Annotated in this window: 19 protein-coding genes and 1 pseudogene; 2 read left to right on the top strand and 18 right to left on the bottom strand. The window is 54.5% G+C overall.

Annotated elements, in window-relative coordinates:
• Positions 1 to 43: 43 nt before the first annotated feature.
• From dacA to VSR74_RS06945, 7 genes are all read right to left on the bottom strand, one after another.
• Entirely contained in the window at positions 44 to 1,243 is a 1,200-nt protein-coding gene (gene dacA / locus VSR74_RS06975) for a D-alanyl-D-alanine carboxypeptidase DacA (protein ID WP_347794001.1), read from the bottom strand.
• A gap of 147 nt (positions 1,244 to 1,390) precedes the next feature.
• Positions 1,391 to 2,488, bottom strand: a complete 1,098-nt coding sequence (rlpA, locus tag VSR74_RS06970; protein ID WP_347794000.1) for an endolytic peptidoglycan transglycosylase RlpA — start codon at positions 2,486 to 2,488, stop codon at positions 1,391 to 1,393.
• A 10-nt stretch (positions 2,489 to 2,498) separates the two neighbouring features.
• Positions 2,499 to 3,611, bottom strand: a complete 1,113-nt coding sequence (gene mrdB, locus VSR74_RS06965) for a peptidoglycan glycosyltransferase MrdB (protein ID WP_347793999.1) — start codon at positions 3,609 to 3,611, stop codon at positions 2,499 to 2,501.
• Positions 3,612 to 3,613: 2 nt separating this feature from the next.
• Positions 3,614 to 5,515 carry a peptidoglycan DD-transpeptidase MrdA gene (gene mrdA / locus VSR74_RS06960; protein WP_347793998.1) on the bottom strand — a complete coding sequence of 634 codons (1,902 nt, stop codon included), beginning with the start codon at positions 5,513 to 5,515 and terminating at the stop codon, positions 3,614 to 3,616.
• 28 nt (positions 5,516 to 5,543) lie between these two features.
• Positions 5,544 to 6,011: a 23S rRNA (pseudouridine(1915)-N(3))-methyltransferase RlmH gene (gene rlmH, locus VSR74_RS06955; protein ID WP_108473933.1), complete on the bottom strand. Its 468-nt coding sequence runs from the start codon at positions 6,009 to 6,011 to the stop codon at positions 5,544 to 5,546.
• A 3-nt stretch (positions 6,012 to 6,014) separates the two neighbouring features.
• Entirely contained in the window at positions 6,015 to 6,332 is a 318-nt protein-coding gene (rsfS, locus tag VSR74_RS06950) for a ribosome silencing factor (RefSeq protein WP_347793997.1), read from the bottom strand.
• A 265-nt stretch (positions 6,333 to 6,597) separates the two neighbouring features.
• A complete protein-coding gene (locus VSR74_RS06945) occupies positions 6,598 to 7,200 on the bottom strand; it encodes an adenosylcobalamin/alpha-ribazole phosphatase (RefSeq protein WP_347793996.1) in 603 nt (200 codons plus the stop codon).
• A 77-nt stretch (positions 7,201 to 7,277) separates the two neighbouring features.
• On the opposite strand from VSR74_RS06945, the pseudogene VSR74_RS06940 reads away from it, so the two are divergent.
• Positions 7,278 to 7,379: pseudogene (locus tag VSR74_RS06940) on the top strand (hypothetical protein); the annotation flags it as partial.
• Between the two features lie 66 nt (positions 7,380 to 7,445).
• Here the strand turns inward: VSR74_RS06940 and nadD are convergent.
• Genes nadD through leuS form a run of 4 tightly spaced genes read right to left on the bottom strand, consistent with a single transcriptional unit; the run spans position 7,446 to position 12,298 of the window.
• Positions 7,446 to 8,087, bottom strand: a complete 642-nt coding sequence (gene nadD / locus VSR74_RS06935) for a nicotinate-nucleotide adenylyltransferase (protein ID WP_347793995.1) — start codon at positions 8,085 to 8,087, stop codon at positions 7,446 to 7,448.
• Position 8,088: 1 nt separating this feature from the next.
• Positions 8,089 to 9,120 carry a DNA polymerase III subunit delta gene (gene holA, locus VSR74_RS06930; protein ID WP_347793994.1) on the bottom strand — a complete coding sequence of 344 codons (1,032 nt, stop codon included), beginning with the start codon at positions 9,118 to 9,120 and terminating at the stop codon, positions 8,089 to 8,091.
• Positions 9,120 to 9,701: an LPS assembly lipoprotein LptE gene (lptE, locus tag VSR74_RS06925; protein WP_347793993.1), complete on the bottom strand. Its 582-nt coding sequence runs from the start codon at positions 9,699 to 9,701 to the stop codon at positions 9,120 to 9,122. Before lptE ends, holA begins: the two co-directional genes overlap by 1 nt.
• Before the next feature lie 14 nt (positions 9,702 to 9,715).
• Positions 9,716 to 12,298 (bottom strand): leucine--tRNA ligase, encoded by a 2,583-nt coding sequence (gene leuS, locus VSR74_RS06920; RefSeq protein ID WP_347793992.1) that lies wholly within the window; start codon positions 12,296 to 12,298, stop codon positions 9,716 to 9,718.
• Positions 12,299 to 12,521: 223 nt separating this feature from the next.
• Here leuS and VSR74_RS06915 point away from each other — a divergent pair, with 223 nt between their 5' ends.
• Entirely contained in the window at positions 12,522 to 13,004 is a 483-nt protein-coding gene (locus VSR74_RS06915) for a zinc ribbon-containing protein (RefSeq protein WP_347793991.1), read from the top strand.
• Positions 13,005 to 13,040: 36 nt separating this feature from the next.
• Here the strand turns inward: VSR74_RS06915 and rihA are convergent, their stop codons facing one another.
• The 7 genes from rihA to corC all read right to left on the bottom strand — a co-directional run bounded on the left by rihA (position 13,041) and on the right by corC (position 20,372).
• The gene (gene rihA, locus VSR74_RS06910) at positions 13,041 to 13,976 is read right to left on the bottom strand and encodes a pyrimidine-specific ribonucleoside hydrolase RihA (RefSeq protein ID WP_347793990.1); all 936 of its coding nucleotides are present in this window, start codon (positions 13,974 to 13,976) and stop codon (positions 13,041 to 13,043) included.
• Positions 13,977 to 14,093: 117 nt separating this feature from the next.
• On the bottom strand, positions 14,094 to 14,819 hold the full coding sequence (locus VSR74_RS06905) for an amino acid ABC transporter ATP-binding protein (RefSeq protein ID WP_347793989.1): 726 nt from the start codon (positions 14,817 to 14,819) through the stop codon (positions 14,094 to 14,096).
• Positions 14,816 to 15,493: a glutamate/aspartate ABC transporter permease GltK gene (gltK, locus tag VSR74_RS06900; protein WP_347793988.1), complete on the bottom strand. Its 678-nt coding sequence runs from the start codon at positions 15,491 to 15,493 to the stop codon at positions 14,816 to 14,818. Before gltK ends, VSR74_RS06905 begins: the two co-directional genes overlap by 4 nt.
• A complete protein-coding gene (gene gltJ, locus VSR74_RS06895; protein ID WP_015965369.1) occupies positions 15,493 to 16,233 on the bottom strand; it encodes a glutamate/aspartate ABC transporter permease GltJ in 741 nt (246 codons plus the stop codon). The genes gltK and gltJ overlap by 1 nt, the downstream gene beginning before the upstream one ends.
• Positions 16,234 to 16,394: 161 nt before the next feature.
• Positions 16,395 to 17,300 carry an amino acid ABC transporter substrate-binding protein gene (locus VSR74_RS06890; protein WP_347793987.1) on the bottom strand — a complete coding sequence of 302 codons (906 nt, stop codon included), beginning with the start codon at positions 17,298 to 17,300 and terminating at the stop codon, positions 16,395 to 16,397.
• Between the two features lie 632 nt (positions 17,301 to 17,932).
• Entirely contained in the window at positions 17,933 to 19,471 is a 1,539-nt protein-coding gene (gene lnt / locus VSR74_RS06885; RefSeq protein WP_347793986.1) for an apolipoprotein N-acyltransferase, read from the bottom strand.
• A gap of 22 nt (positions 19,472 to 19,493) precedes the next feature.
• On the bottom strand, positions 19,494 to 20,372 hold the full coding sequence (gene corC, locus VSR74_RS06880) for a CNNM family magnesium/cobalt transport protein CorC (RefSeq protein WP_347793985.1): 879 nt from the start codon (positions 20,370 to 20,372) through the stop codon (positions 19,494 to 19,496).
• Between the last annotated feature and the right edge of the window lie 90 nt (positions 20,373 to 20,462).

The raw sequence follows: 20,462 nt of genomic DNA, 5'->3' as shown, positions 1-20,462 counted from the left end.
ATAGTATATGGGGATCGAAATCACACTTTCAAGTGGGTGATTTTTAACCAAACCAGTGATGGAACATTAATTTAATGTAATCAATGATTTTGCCGAAGAAGTTACCTTCCGGAATTTCCTGCAGCACGACCAGCGGACGCTGTTCGATGGTTTTGCCATCAAGCTGGAAATTAATGGTGCCGACAACCTGGTTTTTCTGCAGCGGTGCATGCAGTTCGGTTGTGGTCAGCACGTAGCTGGCTTTCAGATCTTTCATCCGGCCGCGCGGAATAGTCAGATAAACGTCTTTATCCACGCCCAGAGAGGCGCGGTCGCTGTCACCAAACCATGCGGGTTCAGAGGCGAACTCTTTACCGGCTTTCAGCGGGCTGACGGTTTCAAAGAAGCGGAAGCCCCAGGTCAGCAGTTTCTTGCTTTCGGTTTCGCGGCCTTTGTAGGTACGACCACCCATTACGGCGGAGATCAGGCGCATCTGGCCTTCAGTCGCGGAGGCCACCAGGTTGTAACCTGCTTTATCGGTATGACCTGTTTTAATACCGTCAACGTTCAGGCTGTTATCCCACAGCAGGCCGTTACGGTTGGTCTGGCGAATACCGTTGAAAGTGAACTCTTTCTCTTTGTAGATGGTGTATTCGTTCGGGACGTCGCGAATCAGCGACTGGCCGATTTTCGCCATATCACGGGCAGAGCTGTACTGGCCGTCGGCGTCCAGGCCGTGAACGGTCTGGAAGTGGGTGTTTTGCAGACCCAGCGCAGTAACGTAGCTGTTCATCAGGCCAACGAATGCATCCTGGCTGCCGGCAACGTAATCAGCCATCGCCACGCAGGCATCATTTCCGGATTGCAGGTTGATACCGCGGATCAACTGGGAAACCGGAACCTGCATGCCAGGTTTCAGGAACATCAGCGATGAACCTTTAAACACCGGGTTGCCGGTTGCCCATGCATCGTTACCGATGGTGACCAGGTCGGACTCTTTAAATTTACCCGCTTTCATTGCCTGACCGATGACATAGCTGGTCATCATTTTGGTCAGACTGGCCGGGTCGCGGCGGGCGTCGGCATTCTGTTCCGCCAGAACTTTGCCTGAGTTGTAGTCGATCAGGATGTAAGACTCCGCATCAATCTGCGGTACGCCCGGGATCATGGTTTTGATGTTTAAATCATCGGCATGGGCAGCGGAGGTCAGTACGGCGACTGAGAGCGCTGGGATGAGTAAGCAAGCAGAAAGAGAGGTCTTCATGGTCAGAACAACGACATCCGTTTATGGAATTAAAAAAAGTGCCTTACTATAGCAAATGCACTGCGGGCAGGCATCCGACATCGTGTACGACTTTGTTAATGACTTTTACATTCATTAGAGAACGATGTCGGTATGGCTGCCTGCACTTTAGTTGGCGCGAGTAATAAATGATTGCAGTTGGGCTTCGCTCTGCAAACGTTGCTGCAAAGTGCTGGCTTCGTTTTTGCTGCTGAATGGGCCAAGCTGAATGCGCCACACGGCACCGTTTTGCATCACACGGCCCGGCACGGAGAACTGCTGGCTCAGGCGCTGCTGGTACTGCTGGGCGCGAGTCTGATCGCTAACGGCACCCACCTGGACGACAAAGTCTCCCGTTGCGGCAGGCGCAGCGGTTGCGGCCGGAGCGGCGACAGGCGCGGGCGCTGCTGGTGCGCTCACCGGTGCTGCGGCCTGTGCCGGGGCTGCGGGTTCATTACTTTCCAGAACCGCGCTGTTAAGCGGCGTAGGGGCTCCCAGGAAGCCACTGCTGTTTACCGGCGCCCCGGCGGTATCTTCAGGCTTCAGCGTGTCATTGCTGATCGCGCGAACATCGCCCTGTGGCGCTGAAGCTTGTGGTGCAGATGACACACTGCCCAATCCGCCGCTCAGGTCAGGACGGCTCGGCAGGGCATAGGTCTGTTTTGCCACGGTGGTGCAGGCCATACCTGGCCCGGAAAGCGTACCATCCTGGGCGACGATAATCGGGTCGATGCGGACTTTGGTATTGTTCGATGTATTCAGGCGATCGGCTGCCGCGCGGGAAAGCGAAATCACGCGATCGTTACCGTAAGGCCCACGATCGTTAATGCGCACGACAATCATGCGTCCGTTTGCCAGGTTGGTGACGCGCGCGTAGCTCGGCACCGGCAGCGTAGGGTGCGCTGCGGTGATCTGCGTTGGGTCGAACGCTTCGCCGGTTGCCGTCAGGTTACTGCCTGGCTCTGCATCGTAAATGGCGGCAAAGCCCGCCTGACTGAAGCGGGAGGGATCCTGCACGATTTTGTAGCTTTTTCCCTCGCGCTGGTAATCCTGGTTTGCGGTGGCGTTCAGCGGCTCAAAGCGCGGATCGGCCCCGCTGATTTCCACTATCGGGCCATTACATACCGCGGGCTGCGGAACGGTGACGGTTTTCTGCTGCACATCATCATTCGAACAACCTGCCAGCAATCCTGCTGCGATGCAGATCCCCAGCCAAAGCTTTTGCATTGAGCACCTCTTAGACGCTTTTCGACAACATTTTTCTGTGGGTGTGTATCGACATCACGATACCAAACCCGGCCATCAGTACGATCAGGGCCGAACCCCCGTAGCTGACTAACGGCAATGGAACGCCCACCACCGGAAGGATGCCACTTACCATACCAATATTTACAAAGACATAAACGAATAAAATCAGCATAAGGCCACCGGCCATGACGCGACCAAAGGTGGTTTGCGCCTGGGAGGCTATCCACAACCCGCGCATGATTAGCAGCACGTAGAGCGCCAGTAAAACCAGAATGCCAATCAGCCCCAGCTCTTCTGCCAGAACCGCGAAGATAAAGTCGGTGTGGCGCTCAGGTAAAAACTCAAGCTGCGACTGGGTACCGTGCAACCAGCCTTTGCCACGCAGGCCGCCTGAGCCAATCGCGATTTTAGACTGAATAATATGATAGCCCGCACCGAGCGGGTCAGATTCCGGATCGAGCAGCATCATCACGCGTTGGCGTTGATAATCGTGCATCAGGAAGAACCATAATATTGGAATAAACGCCGCGATAAGCACTACGGCGATGCCAATAAGCCGCCAGCTAAGGCCAGAGAGGAACAGCACGAACAGGCCGGAGAGTAGCACCAGAATGGATGTGCCAAGGTCAGGTTGTGCCGCGACCAGCAGCGTTGGCATGAAAATAAGCACCAGCGCGATCCCGGTGTTTTTCAGCGAAGGTGGGCAGACGTCGCGGTTAATAAAGCGTGCGACCATCAGCGGTACCGCTATTTTGGCAATTTCCGACGGCTGGAAGCGCACAATACCGAGGTCGAGCCAGCGCTGCGCCCCTTTTGAAATGGCGCCGAAGGCATCTACCGCCACCAGCAGAATGATGCAGAAAATATAGAGCCACGGCGCCCAGCCTTCATAGACGCGAGGCGGAATTTGCGCCATCACCACCATGATCACCAGACCCATCGCGATCTGGCCGATTTTACGTTCCATCATGCCGATGTCCTGGCCGCTGGCGCTCCAGATGACCAGCGAACTGTAGATCAGCAGTGCCAGCAGGATCAGCATCATGGCCGGATCGATATGGATTTTATCCCATATCGACTTTTTGTTCGGATTATCCGTCATGTTTATTGGTCCTCCGCCGCAGATACGGCCGGATTTTCAGTCGGCAACTCAGTGTTGTTATCGCCAAGCATAATGTGGTCAAGAATTTGACGCATAATGGTACCTACCGCCGGGCCCGCGCCGCCGTTCTCCAGAATAATGGCGACGGCGACTTTCGGATCGTTATACGGCGCGAAGGCGGTCATCAGTTTATGGTCACGCAGACGCTCGGCAATTTTATGCGCGTTGTAGGTTTCGTTTGCTTTCAGGCCAAAGACCTGGGCTGTACCGGATTTTGCGGCGATTTTATACGGTGCGCTGGCAAAGTACTTATGCGCTGTGCCGTTGCCGCGGTTGGCTACGCCATACATCCCGTCTTTGGCGATCTCCCAGAAACCGGAGTGGATATCGCCAACCGGCGGCTCGTGCGGCTGTTCCCATGGGATCCGTTTTCCTGCATCCATGGTGCTGGAGAGCAAGTGCGGTACTTTCACCACCCCATCGTTAATCAGGATCATCAGCGCCTTGCTCATCTGAATCGGCGTTGCCGTCCAGTAGCCCTGGCCGATCCCCACCGGAATGGTGTCGCCCTGATACCACGGTTTCTTAAAGCGTTTCAGTTTCCATTCGCGTGTCGGCATGTTGCCGGAGCGTTCTTCAGAGAGGTCGACGCCGGTATAATGGCCATAGCCAAATTTGCCCATCCACTCGGATAGACGGTCGATCCCCATGTCGTAGGCAACCTGATAGAAGAAGGTATCCGCAGACTCTTCCAGCGCTTTGGTGACGTTCAGATGACCGTGTCCCCATTTTTTCCAGTCGCGATAGCGTTTTTCTGAGCCCGGTAATTGCCACCAGCCAGGGTCGAACAGGCTGGTATTGCGGGTAATGACGCCCGCGCTCAGGGCGGAGACGGAAACATAAGGTTTCACGGTTGACGCTGGCGGGTAAACCCCCTGCGTGGCGCGGTTAACCAGCGGCGTGTTCGGGTCGTTCAGCAGCCCGGAATAATCTTTGCTGGAGATGCCGTCAACGAACAGGTTTGGGTCGTAGCTTGGCATTGACACCAGCGCCAGAATACCGCCTGTACGTGGGTCAGTGACGACCACGGCAGCGCGACTGCCCGCCAGCAGCGTTTCAATATACTGTTGCAGCTTAAGGTCGAGCGTCAGATAGATGTCGTGTCCGGCCTGAGGCGGCACTTCTTTTAGCTGACGGATAACGCGCCCGCGGTTGTTGACTTCAACTTCTTCGTAACCGGTCTCGCCATGCAGCACATCTTCGTAATAGCGTTCGATGCCGAGCTTACCGATATCGTGCGTTGCCGCGTAGTTGGCGAGCTTGCCGTCTTTGTCCAGCCGCTCCACGTCTTTATCGTTAATTTTCGAGACGTAGCCGATTACGTGGGTGAGGGCGGAGCCAAACGGGTAGTAGCGGCGCTTGTAGCCTTTCACTTCCACGCCCGGGAAACGGTACTGATTGACCGCAAAACGCGCCACCTGAACTTCTGTCAGATTGGTCTTCACCGGGATGGAGGTGAAACGATGGGAGCGTGAACGCTCTTTTTTGAAATTGGCGATATCGTCGTCGGTCAGATCGACCACGCCGCGCAGTGATTCCAGGGTATTCTGCACACTGTCGACTTTTTCCGGCATCATCTCCAGTTGATAGATGGTACGGTTGAGCGCCAGCGGCGTGCCGTTACGATCGTAGATAATGCCGCGGCTTGGCGCGATGGGCACAAGCTTAATACGGTTCTCGTTCGAACGAGTCTGGTAATCGGTGAAACGGACAATCTGCAGATTATAGAGGTTAGCGATCAGCACACCGGTAAGCAGCAATATCCCCATAAAGGCGACCAGAGCCCGGCGCACAAACAGCGCAGACTCAGCCGAATAGTCGCGAAAAGAGTTCTGTAGTTTCATTCGCTGCTTAATTTTACCCTGGTCATCATTACTCGCGGTGGTAAGGGTGGTTGGTAGTGATACTCCACGCCCGGTACAAGCTCTCAGCGACCAGCACGCGCACCAGCGGATGCGGCATCGTCAGGTTCGAGAGCGACCAGCTCTGTTCCGCAGCCGCTTTACACGCCGGAGAGAGCCCTTCAGGCCCGCCAATCAGCAAACTGACATCACGGCCATCCTGCTTCCAGCGTTCAAGTTCAACTGCCAGATGCGGCGTATCCCAGGGTTTGCCGGGGATATCGAGCGTGACAATGCGATTTTTTCCTGCGGCGGCGAGCATCAGCTCACCTTCCTTATCGAGAATGCGCTTGATGTCCGCATTCTTGCCACGCTTACCGGCTGGAATTTCCACCAGTTCGAACGGCATATCTTTCGGAAAACGGCGTAGATATTCGGTAAACCCGGTTTGTACCCAGTCCGGCATTTTGGTGCCGACGGCGACCAACTGCAACTTCACAACTTAGCTCCAGAGCTTTTCCAGTTCATACAGGCGACGGCTCTCTTCCTGCATGACGTGGACAATCACATCGCCTAAATCAACGACGATCCAGTCGGCGACGTTTTCGCCTTCAACGCCCAGCGGCAACAAGCCGGCAGCGCGAGATTCCTGTACCACGTGGTCAGCGATAGACATAACATGACGGCTGGAAGTGCCGGTGCAAATCACCATGCAATCGGTGATGCTGGATTTACCGTGAACGTCGATAGTCACGATGTCCTGACCTTTCAGATCATCAATTTTGTCGATTACAAAATCCTGGAGTGCTTTACCCTGCAAGTGTATTCCCCTTGGGTGTGTGAACAAATAGTAATAGAGCCCGACAGTATACCCGAACTAAAGGCGTTATCGGGACAAATGTCACCGGACGGGTCGTAAGGCGGGCTATCATCCCATTCATTAATAACGAATGCATCGCCATTTTTGTAAAACAATCTTTGTAGATAGCTGCGTCCGGGATGATTCTGGCTGCGGAGAATAACAGTCTGTCGCCGGGTGTCAATGGCTGTACCAGGCCCTGCGGGATAAATCGGGATTATCCCGCTTACGGCTGCCAGGTGGCCCGGCTGTTCAGCACGCGAAGAGTGGCAAATTCCGGCGAGAAATCAATCATACTCCAGGCACCCTGGTCGATGCGAAAATGCCACATCGCCGACTGAGGCATCTTCAGTAAACGTGCGACCAAAAGGCTTAATACGCCCTGATGACTCACCAGCAGCAGGTTCTGATACGCTAAATGCGGCAGCCGTTCGATAAAGCCGTTCACCCGTAGCGAGAATGCCTGAAAACCTTCGCCGTTCGTCGGAATAGCATTCTGCCAATCGTTACACCAGGCGGCGTAGTTAGCCTCATCTTCGATAATCAGATCGCGGTGATGGCGCATCTCCCAGTCGCCAAAAAACATCTCGTTGAGTTCCGGGACGATTTCAGGCTGTAGCGGGCGGGTGCCCAGCATAAGACGTGCCGTATCCTGTGTGCGCGCAAGTTCGCTGCACATCACATGATCAAAGGGGACGTGTTGCAACAGGGGGCCGAGCGATGTGGCCTGCTGAATCCCCTTCAGCGTAAGCGGAGTCGGCGCGTGGCCTGAATAGAGCCCATCGACATTGGCCTGTGTTTCGCCGTGACGAACCAGCCAGAGTTTCATGTCTTTCTCCCTGTATCAGCAAACTGAAGTGAGATACCGCTTTTGGGCGGGGAAGTCGCTTGTAGAAGCTTACCAGCATGCACGGCGGTAATCTTCGTGAGGCGGCGCGCATGCTCGTTGATTTTAGCGCGAATATCAATCCTGTGGGTATGCCTGCGTCGCTAAAGCCGATGTTAATCGGGATGGAGGATATTATTCGCTGTGGGAAGAACACGCCCGGCAGTACCGGGCGTTAAGTGAGGTATTTAGCGGTATAAACCCTGCTGCATGATGTAGGCTAGCACCGGCGCGGGCATCATCTCCTCGCAGGACTCGCCATTCTGCAGGCGCTCGCGAATGATGGTTGCGGAGATATCAAACCACGGTGTCTCCGCGAGAAAAATTTTCCCGGCAGGTTGTTCGTGCAGATCTTCTGAACGCAGCGTCAGCCGGTCGTCCAGCCACTGCTGGTGCTCCGGTTGCTGCATTGTCAGCGGGTAGCCGGGGCGGCGCGTGACAATCAGGTGCGCGTTATCAAGAATGGTTTCGTACTGGTGCCAGGTGGGAAACGTTAGCAGTGAGTCCTGGCCGATGATAAATGCCAGCGGTGTTTCCGGGCCCTCTTCGTGACGCCACTCCTGTAACGTTTGTGCGGTATACGACGGCATATCGCGGCGCAGTTCTCGCTCATCAAGTACAAACAACGGTTTATCGGCAATCGCCAGTTCCACCATATGCTTGCGTTGATCGCTGGTTGCTTCCGGTTGCGGGCGGTGAGGCGGCACATTATTGGGCATGATAATTATGCGCGACAAACCAATCTGATTCGCCAGAATTTCCACTGGCTTCAGATGCCCGTAATGAATCGGATCGAAGGTACCGCCAAACAGCGCTTGCAGCTTTGTCATATCATCCGTCAATAAATACATCGGCTAAGGCTTTATGGCAAAGCAGTAGCGAAAGGCTTTCCAGTTCAGCCCAGATGGACTGACCGTAATCTTGTTTTAACGTGAGTTCCGCATGGGTCAGTAGCGTTACCGCCTGACGAAGCTGGTCGCCGCTCAGACGATTAACGGCCTCACCGATCATACCACGACGATTTTGCCAGACGCGGTGTTTATCAAACAGGGCGCGCAGCGGCGTGTGGGCACTTTGGCGTTTCAGATTCACCAGTAACAGCAACTCGCGCTGCACTGTTCGCAGCAAAATCACCGGCTCGCTGCCTTCCTGCCGTAGCTGTTGCAGAATGTGCAGGGCACGTTTGCTTTTCCCTGCCAGCAGGGCGTCCACCCAGTGGAAGGGGGTAAAATGCGCCGCATCATTGACAGCCTGTTCCACACGCGGAAGGGTGAGTTTGCCATCGGGCCAGAGCAACGATAAGCGTTCCAGTGCCTGAGACAGCGCCAGCAGGTTGCCCTCGTAGCAGTAACAGAGAAGCTGGCTTGCGGGCTCATCCAGTTGCAAATTGAGCTGTTTTGCGCGGGTGGCCAGCCAGCGTGGAAGCTGGGCCTGTTCCGGCGTCTGGCAGCTTACCTGGACGGCATTACTGGCAAGCGCGGTGATCCACGCTGCATTTTCCTGCGCTTTGGTGAGCTTGCTGCCACGAACAATCAACAGCAGATCGCCATGCAGCATGGATACCAGGCGCGCCAGTTGTTCGTTGATCGCCGCATTAGGGCCGTTATCCGGCAGCAACAGCAGTAGCGTTTGTCGGCTGGAGAAGAGGCTCAACGCCTGGCTAAGCGAGAAGATTTCGCTCCAGTCGGTGCTGGCATCAACAGAAAAAGTGTGGTGCTCGATAAAACCCTGTTCGGTGGCGACATGGCGCACTGCGTCCAGGCTTTCCTGGAGCAGCAACGGATCGTTACCCAGCAATAGATAGGCCGCGCGCAGCCCTTCAGAGAGCTGCGCGCGGAGTTGTTCCGGATACAACCGAATCATCAGTTACCCAGAGTTGTGGAGACGCGACCTGGGCCGATCGGTGACTCTTCAGCCATCGGTATGCTGTCCGGTGCCGTTTTGCTGTCAGCGATTTGTACGCTTGGCAGTTTACGGATCAACTGTTCAGCCGCCTTTTCGTACATTTCATTGATGATAATGGTACGTTCAGCATCTTTCGCCAGCGCTCGCTGCGGGTTATCAAAGAATGAGCGGTACACTTTGGTGGAGATCGGGAAGATATCCTGACCCGGGATCAGCACCGATGCATTGACCACTAACACCATCTGGTATTCCGCAGTTTGACCATTCTGGAATACGGATGCGGTATCCTGAGAAAAACTGGATTTCAGGATGCGCAGCGACGGCACATCTTTACGCAGCGTACTGTCTTCCAGCAGCGTCACGTCATTCAGGCGCAACTGATTACGTACCGCACGGCTTAACGGGCCGTTTGGATCCCCGGACTGGAAGATCATCGTTTTCATTTCGCTGGGAACCTGCGTAGTGCTACGCAGGTGCCAGCCACATCCGGCGGTGACCAGCACCGCCAAAGATAACAACAACGTTGTCAAATATCGCACGTTTCCTCCCGCGCTTAGCCGACGACCAGGTTAAGGAGTTTACCCGGAACGTAAATCACTTTACGCACGGTAACGCCATCAAGGTATTTCGCGACCAGGTGTTCCTGGCCTGCACGTTCACGAACCTGTTCTTCGGTTGCATCAACGGCTACGGTGATTTTGCCACGCACCTTACCGTTAACCTGGACGACGACCAGCGTGGTGTTCTCAACCATCGCTTTTTCGTCTGCAACAGGCCACGGTGCGTTGTCGATATCGCCAACACCTCCCAGTTCACGCCACAGGGTGAAGCTGGCGTGTGGGGTGAACGGGTTGAGCATACGCACGACCGCCAGCAGCGCTTCCTGCATCAGGGCGCGATCCTGCTCGCCTTCCACCGGCGCTTTCGCCAGTTTGTTCATCAGCTCCATGATTGCCGCGATAGCGGTGTTGAAGGTCTGACGACGACCGATATCATCGGTCACTTTGGCGATAGTTTTATGAACGTCACGGCGCAGGGATTGTTGATCTTCGCTCAGCGCGTCTACATTCAGCGCGCTAACCGGGCCCTGAGCGGTATGCTCGTAAACCAGTTTCCAGACACGTTTCAGGAAGCGGTTTGCGCCTTCAACGCCAGATTCCTGCCATTCCAGCGTCATATCGGCCGGGGAGGCGAACATCATAAACAGACGAACGGTATCCGCGCCGTAGCGTTCAACCATCACCTGCGGGTCGATGCCGTTGTTTTTGGACTTGGACATTTTGCTCATGCCGGTATACACCAGCTCATGACCTGCCGCGTCCTTCGCTTTTACGATACGGCCTTTTTCGTCACGCTCAACAATAGCATCAACCGGAGAAACCCAGTTACGCTCACCGTTCGCGCCGACGTAGTAGAAGGCATCAGCCAGCACCATACCCTGGCACAGCAACTGTTTAGCCGGTTCGTCGGAGTTGACCATGCCTGCATCGCGCATCAGTTTGTGGAAGAAGCGGAAGTAGAGCAGGTGCATGATGGCGTGTTCGATACCGCCAATGTAGATATCCACCGGCAGCCAGTAGTTAGCCGCGTCGGAATCGAGCATGCCTTCCTGATACTGCGGGCAGGTGTAGCGCGCGTAGTACCATGAAGATTCCATAAAGGTGTCAAAGGTGTCGGTTTCACGCAGGCCAGGCATGCCGTTAACGGTGGTTTTCGCCCACTCCGGGTCAGCTTTGATTGGGCTGGTGATGCCATCCATGACCACATCTTCCGGCAGAATAACCGGCAGTTGATCTTCAGGCGTTGGGATGACGGTGCCGTCTTCCAGAGTCACCATCGGAATCGGCGCACCCCAGTAACGCTGACGGGAAACGCCCCAGTCGCGCAGACGGTAGTTCACTTTACGTTCGCCCACGCCCATGGCTGCCAGCTTGTCGGCAATGGCGTTAAAGCCCGCTTCGTGGTCGAGACCGTCAAATTCGCCGGAGTTGAACAGGGTGCCTTTTTCGGTCAATGCCTGTTCGGAGAGGTCTGGTTTTGAACCGTCGGCTGCCAGGATAACCGGCTTAATGTCGAGACCATATTTGGTGGCGAACTCATAGTCGCGCTGATCGTGACCGGGAACCGCCATTACCGCGCCAGTACCGTACTCCATCAGAACGAAGTTAGCGGCCCACACCGGAATCGCTTCGCCAGTCAGCGGGTGAATCGCTTTAAAGCCGGTATCAATGCCTTTTTTCTCCATGGTCGCCATGTCGGCTTCGGCCACTTTGGTATTACGGCACTCGTCGATAAAGGCAGCCAGCGTTGGGTTGTTGGCAGCAGCCTGCTGCGCCAGCGGGTGGCCCGCAGCAACGGCCAGGTAGGTACAACCCATAAAGGTGTCCGGACGGGTGGTGTAAACGGTCAGCTTATCGGCATAGTCGTTGACGTCGAAGGAGATTTCTACGCCTTCGGAACGGCCAATCCAGTTGCGCTGCATGGTTTTCACCGTGTCAGGCCAGTGGTCGAGCGTATCCAGGTCGTTCAGCAGTTCGTCCGCGTATGCGGTGATTTTGATAAACCACTGCGGGATCTCTTTACGCTCAACTTTGGTATCGCAGCGCCAGCAGCAGCCGTCGATAACCTGTTCGTTTGCCAGAACGGTTTGATCGTTCGGGCACCAGTTGACCGCAGACGTTTTCTTATACACCAGGCCTTTTTTATACAGCTCAGTGAAGAATTTCTGCTCCCAACGGTAATATTCCGGGGTACAGGTCGCCAGTTCACGGCTCCAGTCATAGCCGAAGCCCAGCATTTTGAGCTGGTTTTTCATGTAGGCGATGTTGTCATACGTCCACGGTGCCGGTGCTGTATTGTTTTTAACCGCCGCACCTTCTGCCGGCAGACCAAACGCATCCCAACCGATAGGCTGGAGTACATTTTTTCCTAGCATGCGCTGATAACGGGCAATTACGTCACCGATGGTGTAGTTACGCACGTGGCCCATGTGTAGTCGACCAGAAGGATAAGGAAGCATCGACAGGCAGTAATACTTCTCTTTGCTGTTGTCTTCAGTGACTTCAAAGGTACGCTTCTCGTCCCAGTGTTTCTGGACTTTTGATTCTATCTCTTCCGGGCGGTATTGCTCTTGCATGGCAGCCAGTGGTCCTGTTTTCAATACAGCTACAAAGTAGCCAATGGATATGGTAATCAGATCCGCATAGCATAGCCCAAAGCTTACCGTCAAAACAGCCTTTCACACATTATGGCGACGAAAAGCCCGGGCACAGATTTACGAACTCTGTGGGGAAGTTGACAGAGTAGTAAAGAAATAAGGTCTATTATAAGACCAGGTTAACTGCCCGGGAGAGGAAACAATGAACAAGGTTGCTCAATTTTACCGCGAACTGGTGGCGACGCTTTCCGAGCGGCTACGCAATGGTGAGCGTGATATCGATGCGCTGGTGGAACAGGCGCGTGCGCGGGTTGTCCAGACTGGCGAGTTAACGCGAACGGAAGTGGACGAACTGATCCGCGCGGTTAAGCGCGACCTGGAAGAGTTCGCTATGAGCTACAGCGAGAGCCAGGAAGACGAAGAAGACAGCGTATTTTTGCGCGTTATTAAAGAGAGCATCTGGCAGGAGCTGGCGGATATTACCGATAAAACCCAGCTTGAATGGCGTGAAGTTTTCCAGGATCTCAATCATCACGGCGTGTATCACAGCGGTGAGGTGGTGGGGCTGGGGAATCTGGTGTGTGAGAAGTGCCATTTCCATTTAGCCGTATATACGCCAGATGTATTGCCACTGTGCCCGAAATGCGGGCATGACCAGTTTCAGAGAAGGCCGTTTGAGCCGTAAAGAGTGCGCCGGATGCGCTGCGCATCCGGCATTTGTTTAGTGGTAAAACGCTAATCTTTCCGCCAGTAAATCGACAAACCCCTGACGATCCACATCTACCATTACTTTCGCGTTTGGCTTATTGCCTGTCAGGAAGTAATAATCCACCACCGTCATCCCCTGGGTATATTTCCCCTGCGTTTCCACCCCAACCCAACGCTCGATGGTGGTAAACAGTTCCGGTTTCAGCAGCCAGGCAATGGTGCACGGGTCGTGCAGCGGTGCGCCGACAAATCCCCATTTTTCATCTTTATGATACTCAAGGAAGAAATCGAGCAGTTCGGCGACAATCGTGGAAATCGGATTACCGATGGCGCGAAAACGCTCCGTATCCGCGGTGTGGATCTGCGCTTTATGCGTCACATCTAACCCCGCCATCACCACCGGAATGCCGGACTGGAAAACAATCTCTGCGGCTTCCGGGTCAACGTAAATATTAAATTCGGCCGCTGGCGTCCAGTTACCCAGGCTCATCGCGCCGCCCATTATCACAATTTGCGCAATGTTAGCGTGCAGTTCCGGATGGCTGTTAAGCAGCAGGGCAACGTTGGTTTGTGGCCCGGTCGAAACAATCGTGACCGGTTGGTCGCTCTCACGCAGGGTTTTGGCCATTAACTCTACGGCGGTGCAGGTAAGCGGGGCAAAACCGGGTTCCGGCAGCGCCGGGCCGTCGAGGCCGCTTTCCCCGTGCACGTTATCGGCAATAATCAGTTTACGCATCAGCGGCTTAATCGCGCCGCCCGCCACCGGAATATCGGTACGTTTCAGCAGCGTCAGCATGCGCAGCACGTTACGCAGGGTTTTGTCCGGCGTTTGGTTTCCAGCGGAGGAGGTGATTGCTTTGACCTCCAGTTCCGGGGAGGCGAGGGCGAGCACAATCGCGATGGCGTCGTCATGCCCTGGGTCGCAGTCGAGAATAATCGGGGTTGCCATAAATACTCCTTGTCAGGCGTTTTTTTGCGACAAGGGTAGCGCTGTGCGTCAAGGCATTCGAGGGGCGAGACAAAAAAGCGTGAAGCGGCGCGCACTCTGAAGCGCGCGCCGGATAGATTAATGCAGAATTTTGGCGAGGAAGTCTTTTGCTCGATCGGATTTCGGGTTAGCGAAGAAGGCCTCTTTCTCTGAGTCCTCCACGATTTTCCCTTCATCCATAAAGATCACCCGGTTTGCCACTTTGCGGGCGAAGCCCATCTCGTGGGTCACCACCATCATAGTCATACCTTCGTTAGCCAGTTCCACCATGACATCCAGTACTTCGTTGATCATCTCAGGATCGAGCGCCGACGTTGGCTCATCAAACAGCATCGCCACCGGATCCATACACAGCGCACGGGCGATAGCCACGCGCTGTTGCTGGCCGCCGGAAAGCTGCGACGGGAACTTATTAGCATGGGCGGAAAGCCCCACGCGCTCCAGCAATTTCAGCCCTTTTTCGCGCGATGCCGCTTTGTCGCGTTTCAGCACTTTTACCTGCGCCAGCGTCAGGTTTTCAATAATCGACAGGTGAGGGAACAGCTCAAAATGCTGGAACACCATTCCGACCTTCGAGCGCAGCGTCGCAAGGTTGGTTTTCTTATTGTTCACCTGAATACCGTTAACCAGGATCTCCCCCTGTTGCACTGGCTCAAGGCCGTTTACGGTTTTGATAAGCGTCGACTTTCCGGAGCCGGACGGGCCGCAAACCACCACGACTTCACCTTTTTTCACTTCCGTGGAGCAGTCGGTCAGCACCTGAAAGTGACCATACCATTTAGAAACATTTTTCAGGGTAATCATTGAACTGTCCTTCTTTTCAAGTAGCTGACCAACAACGAAGCACTCAGGCTAATCACAAAATAAACGGCGCCGGCAAACAGGATCATTTCAACCTGCGTTCCGTCACGCTCGCCGATGGTGGAGGCGGTACGGAAGAAGTCGGCAAGACTTAAAACATAAACCAGTGAGGTATCCTGGAACAGAACGATCCCCTGGGTAAGCAGCAGCGGTACCATTGCGCGGAAGGCCTGCGGCAGAATGATAAGTTTCATCGACTGCCAGTGGGTCATGCCAAGCGCCAGCGCAGCGCTGGATTGCCCGCGCGAAATGCTCTGAATACCTGCGCGAATAATTTCCGAGTAGTAGGCCGCTTCAAACATCGAGAAGGCCACCATGGCGGAAATCAGACGGATATCGGCTTTTGGCGATAGCCCCAGCACATCCTGCAATAGCCCGGGCACAATGAGGTAAAACCACAGCAGCACCATGACCAGCGGGATGGAGCGGAAAACGTTGACGTAGGCTTTAGCAAACCACGCGACAGGCGCGAAAGAGGAGAGGCGCATCACCGCGAGGATGGTGCCCCAGACGATACCGACAATGACGGCGGTAACGGTGATTTTTAGCGTCACGACCAGCCCGGCCAACAGATAGGGCAGAGAAGGGACGATAGAACTCCAGTCAAACTCGTACATTATTTGCCTCCCATATTGCCCGGCAGGCGAACTTTGCGTTCCACCAGGGTCATCACCAGCATAATGAAGGCGTTAATCAGGACATACGCAAGGGTGATTGCGGTGAAAGATTCCCAGGCATGCGCGGAGTAATCCAGCAGCTTGCCCGCCTGCGCCGCCATATCCACCAGCCCGATGGTGGAGGCGATGGCCGAGTTTTTTACCAGGTTCATCATCTCCGAGGTCATTGGCGGCACGATCACGCGGTAGGCGTTCGGCAACAGCACATAACGGTAGGTTTGCGGCAGCGTTAAGCCCATCGCCAGGCCGGCGTTTTTCTGCCCGCGAGGCAGCGACTGAATCGCCGCGCGCACCTGCTCACACACGCGTGCCGCGGTAAAGAGGCCAAGACAAATCATCGATGAGAGGAAGAACTGAATGTTGGGATCCAGCTCTGCTTTAAACCACATTCCCAGATCTTCCGGCAGTAATTCCGGAACAACCAGGTACCAGGTAAAGAACTGCACGATCAATGGGACGTTACGGAAGAGTTCGACGTACAGGGTGCCGATCCCGGAAAGGAAACGGTTCGGAACGGTACGCAGGATGCCGAACAGGGAGCCTACGAAGAAAGCGATAATCCAGGCGGTAATCGACAGGGCGACGGTGACCTGAAAACCACTCCATAGCCAGCCAAGATAGGTGGTGTTGCCGAACGGGGCTTGCTGAAGAAAAATCCCCCAGTTCCAGTCTATTGACATAAATCTACTCCAGAAAAAAAAGGGTAGCAGTGCTACCCTCGAAGATTGGTGAACGGCGTACTGCGATATTCGGGCCCGGCGGGGAACGACCGCCAGGCCTGTAGTCTGTCCGTGCTATTCAACAATCGAGAGGGCAGGTAGTCCCGCCCTGGTTGTTATAATTAGTTCAGAGCTTTGTCATTCGGTTCTTTAAACAGGGCCTTCATTTCTTCAGACAGTTCAAAGTTCATGTTCAGGTTTTTTGGCGGGATTGGGTTTTTAAACCACTTATCAAACCATTTCGCCGCTTCCCCGGAGGTTTGTGCTTTCGCGATGGTGTCATCCATCAGCTTTTTGAAGTCCGGGTCGTTTTTACGCAGCATACAACCGTAGGCTTCCTGAGACTGAGGCTTGCCGACGATCTCCCAGTTGTCTGGTTTCTTCGCTTTCGCGCGTTCACCGGCCAGCAGAGCATCATCCATCATGAACGCCACTGCGCGTCCGCTTTCCAGAGTACGGAAGGAGTCGCCGTGGTCTTTGGCGCTGATGATGCGCATATCCATTTTTTGTTCGTCGTTCAGCTTGTGCAGCAGAATTTCAGAGGTGGTGCCGGAGGTCACGACGACCGCTTTACCTTTCAGGTCAGCGAAGTCTTTCACGGCACCGCCTTTTTTGGTCAGCAGACGTGTGCCGACGACGAAGATGGTGTCAGAGAAAGCCGCTTGCTTCTGGCGCTCAAGGTTGTTGGTGGTAGAGCCGCACTCAAAATCGAAGGTGCCGTTTTGCAGTAGCGGGATACGGTTCTGAGAGGTAATAGGGATCAATTTGACCTGGAGGTCAGGTTTGTTCAGCTTCTTCTTCACGGCTTCAACGATGGCGTTGGAGTAATCCTGAGAGTAGCCGACCACTTTTTGCTGGTTGTCGTAGTAGGAAAACGGAACGGAAGATTCGCGGTGTCCGACAACAATCACGCCATTTTTGGCGATTTTGTCCAGGGTGCTACCTGCCGCCGGCGCATCTTCTGCGTGTGCCAGCCCGGCGCATAATCCCATCGCCAGCATGGCAGCGGTCAGTTTACGTAATTGCATATCCAGCTCCTTTATCATCTGCGCCATCGACGCATAGATACCCTTAGTGATGTTTGTGTTGTTATCGCGTGCAACTTTGGCGTGCAGCGTTATCTCTGTTTGTTAACATTCAGTGTGGCTTAATGTAAAGAATTTGGTGATTTATTGTTTGTTTTTGCGAACTGCTCCGCACCATTTTGTGGCAAAAATCGCAGATTGCACTGAAGAGGTGCTACCTATGATTCATTTTGGTGCTACCGGGTTGCGCTAATACAAAATTCATTACTGCCTGAATGTATTAAGCAATTGTCGTGCCAGAATGGGGAGTGTGGGGGGGTATGTGCGCTGATGCCCTCACCCCGGCCCTCTCCCACAGGGAGAGGGAGAAAACCGGCGCGGAACTTAACAACGTGCACAATCCGTCCCCTCTCCCTTGAGGGAGAGGGTTAGGGTGAGGGGGAAATGTGCGCGCTGATGCCCTCACCCCGGCCCTCTCCCACATGGAGAGGGAGAAAACCAGCGCGGAACTTAACAACGTGCACAATCAGTCCCCTCTCCCTTGAGGGAGAGGGAGAAAACCAGCGCAGGGCATAAAAACGGGGGCGAACAGTCCCCTCTCCCTGCGGGAGAGGGTTAGGGTGAGGGGAGGAAGATTACTTCCGACGCTGACGCAAACTCATCACCAGCGCACCAAAGCCAAACAGCGCGGTGAGCGCCCACAGTGGCCAGTTACCGGTACGGGCATAAGGCGTTAAGCCTGTGGTTGGCGTCACGGTGGTGGTCAGCACCTGGCGGGTAAACTGCGGGATCATCGCCTGAATCTCACCCTGCGGGCCAATTACCGCAGTGATGCCGTTGTTGGTGCTGCGCAACAGCGGGCGAGCCAGTTCCAGGGAGCGCATACGTGCCATCTGGAAGTGCTGCCATGGGCCGATAGACTTACCAAACCACGCATCGTTGGAGATGGTTAGCAGGAAGTCGGTATCCGGACGGAAGTTATCGCGCACCTGCTCGCCAAGAATAATCTCGTAGCAAATGGCGGCAGTCAGCTTCATATTATGCGCCAGCAGTTGCGGCTGGACGTAGGCTCCGCGGCTGAACGATGACATTGGCAGGTCGAAGAACGGTGCTAACGGGCGCAGAATCGATTCCAGCGGCACAAACTCACCAAAGGGAACCAGGTGATTTTTGTTATAGCGGTTCTTAGACTCATAGCTGTAAGGATTGTCTTTGCCCAGCGTAATGATGGTGTTGTAGGTGTCGTAACGGTTCTGTTTGTTCAGACGTGCGTCGACGATGCCCGTTACCAGCGTAGTGTCTTTTGAACGCAGCAGGTCATCCATCATGCGCAGGAAGTTCTGCTGATTAATTTCCAGATCCGGAATGGCTGACTCAGGCCAGATAATCAGTTGCGACTTGCCCATCTCGGGTTGCGTGGCGTTGAGATAAATTTTCAGCGTATTGATAAGCTGGTTTTCATCCCACTTCAGCGACTGGGCAATATCGCCCTGCACCAGTGAAACCTGCGTTGCGCGCTGCGGCTCAAGCTGATACCACTGGATGTAACGCAGCGGGAAGGGCAGGGCGAAGAGCACCATCGCGACCACGGCAGGACGCCAGTTACGCGTTACCGCCGCCAGCACCAGCAGGCCGCTAACGGACATCAGCAGGAAGTTGATCGCCTCCACGCCCATGATCGGCGCAAGGCCTTTCAACGGGCCGTCAATCTGACTATAGCCGAACTGTAACCACGGGAAGCCGGTCAATACCCAGCCGCGCAGAAACTCGGTGATTTGCCAGATAACCGGCGCGGCTATCGCGACGCGTATCCAGTTTGCTTTCGGCCACAGGCGCGACAGAATGCCGCTAAATAGCCCGGTATAGAGCGACATATACGCCGCCAGCAGCACTACGAGGAAGACATTCACCGGGCCTGGCATGCCACCAAACTGGGCGATGCTGACGTAAATCCAGTGGATACCGGAACCGAACAGCCCCATTCCCCAGAAATAGCCAATCCAGGCGCTTTGTAGCGGACGTCGATTCAGAGTGAGCGCCTGTAAGCCCATCAGGGAGATAAGAGCGGCAGGCCAGATATCATAAGGAGAAAAAGCCAGCGTTCCGCTGGCTCCGAATAACAGCGCCAGCAGTAAGCGCACGCGCTGGCGTTCAATAAGAGAGGCAAATACCATTTAGGCTAAATGTCCTGTTAGTTTAGTCTTCCATTTTCGGCTGCGGCGCGTCATCAGGAAGTTTGACATGAACCTGGATGATACGACGGCTGTCCGCCATTGCTACCTTGAATTGGTAACCGTCAATGTCGATGGTCTCGCCGCGTGCCGGCAGATGACCAAATGCCTGCATTACCAGGCCGCCAATGGTATCCACTTCTTCATCGCTGAAGTGCGTTTCAAAGGCTTCGTTGAAATCTTCGATGGAAGCCAGCGCGCGCACCGTCCAGGTGTGGCGGCTGAGCTGACGGAAGTCGATATCATCTTCTTCGTCGTACTCATCTTCAATTTCACCGACAATCAGTTCGAGAATATCTTCGATGGTCACGAGGCCGGAGACGCCGCCAAACTCATCGATAACAATCGCCATGTGATAGCGCTGCGAGCGGAACTCTTTGAGCATCCGGTCAACCCGTTTGCTCTCAGGGACGACAACCGCCTGACGTAACACTTTGTCCATGCTGAAGGCTTCGGCATCGCTGCGCATAAACGGCAGCAGATCTTTGGCCATCAAAATCCCTTCGATGTGATCTTTGTCCTCGCTAATCACCGGGAAACGAGAGTGCGCAGATTCGATGATGACGTCGAGACATTCATCAAGGGTCTGGTTACGTTTCAGGGTAATCATCTGGGAGCGGGGGATCATGATATCGCGAACGCGCTGGTCGGCGATGTCCATTACCCCTTCGAGCATATCACGCGTATCTTCGTCGATAAGGTCGTTTTGCCCGGAATCACGGATCAGCTCCAGCAGTTCATCGCGGTTTTTCGGTTCACCGTGGAAAAGCTGGTTGAGTAAGAGGGAGAAAAATCCCTTTTTGCTGTTTACTGTGTCACTACTGTGTGAATTGTCGTCGCTCATGGCGTCGTTTGGGTTCTCATGGTTAGTTTATCAAAGCCGCCACGCGCAAACTCAGCGTTGGGCGGCAATAAAAAAACTGTCGGGCCGAAG

Origin of the sequence: Pseudocitrobacter cyperus (genome assembly GCF_039889165.1) — a bacterium.
Classification (GTDB): Bacteria; Pseudomonadota; Gammaproteobacteria; order Enterobacterales; family Enterobacteriaceae; genus Pseudocitrobacter; species Pseudocitrobacter cyperus.
The sequence above is the reverse complement of the archived record's forward strand: the minus strand, read 5'-3'. Positions and strand labels throughout refer to the sequence as shown.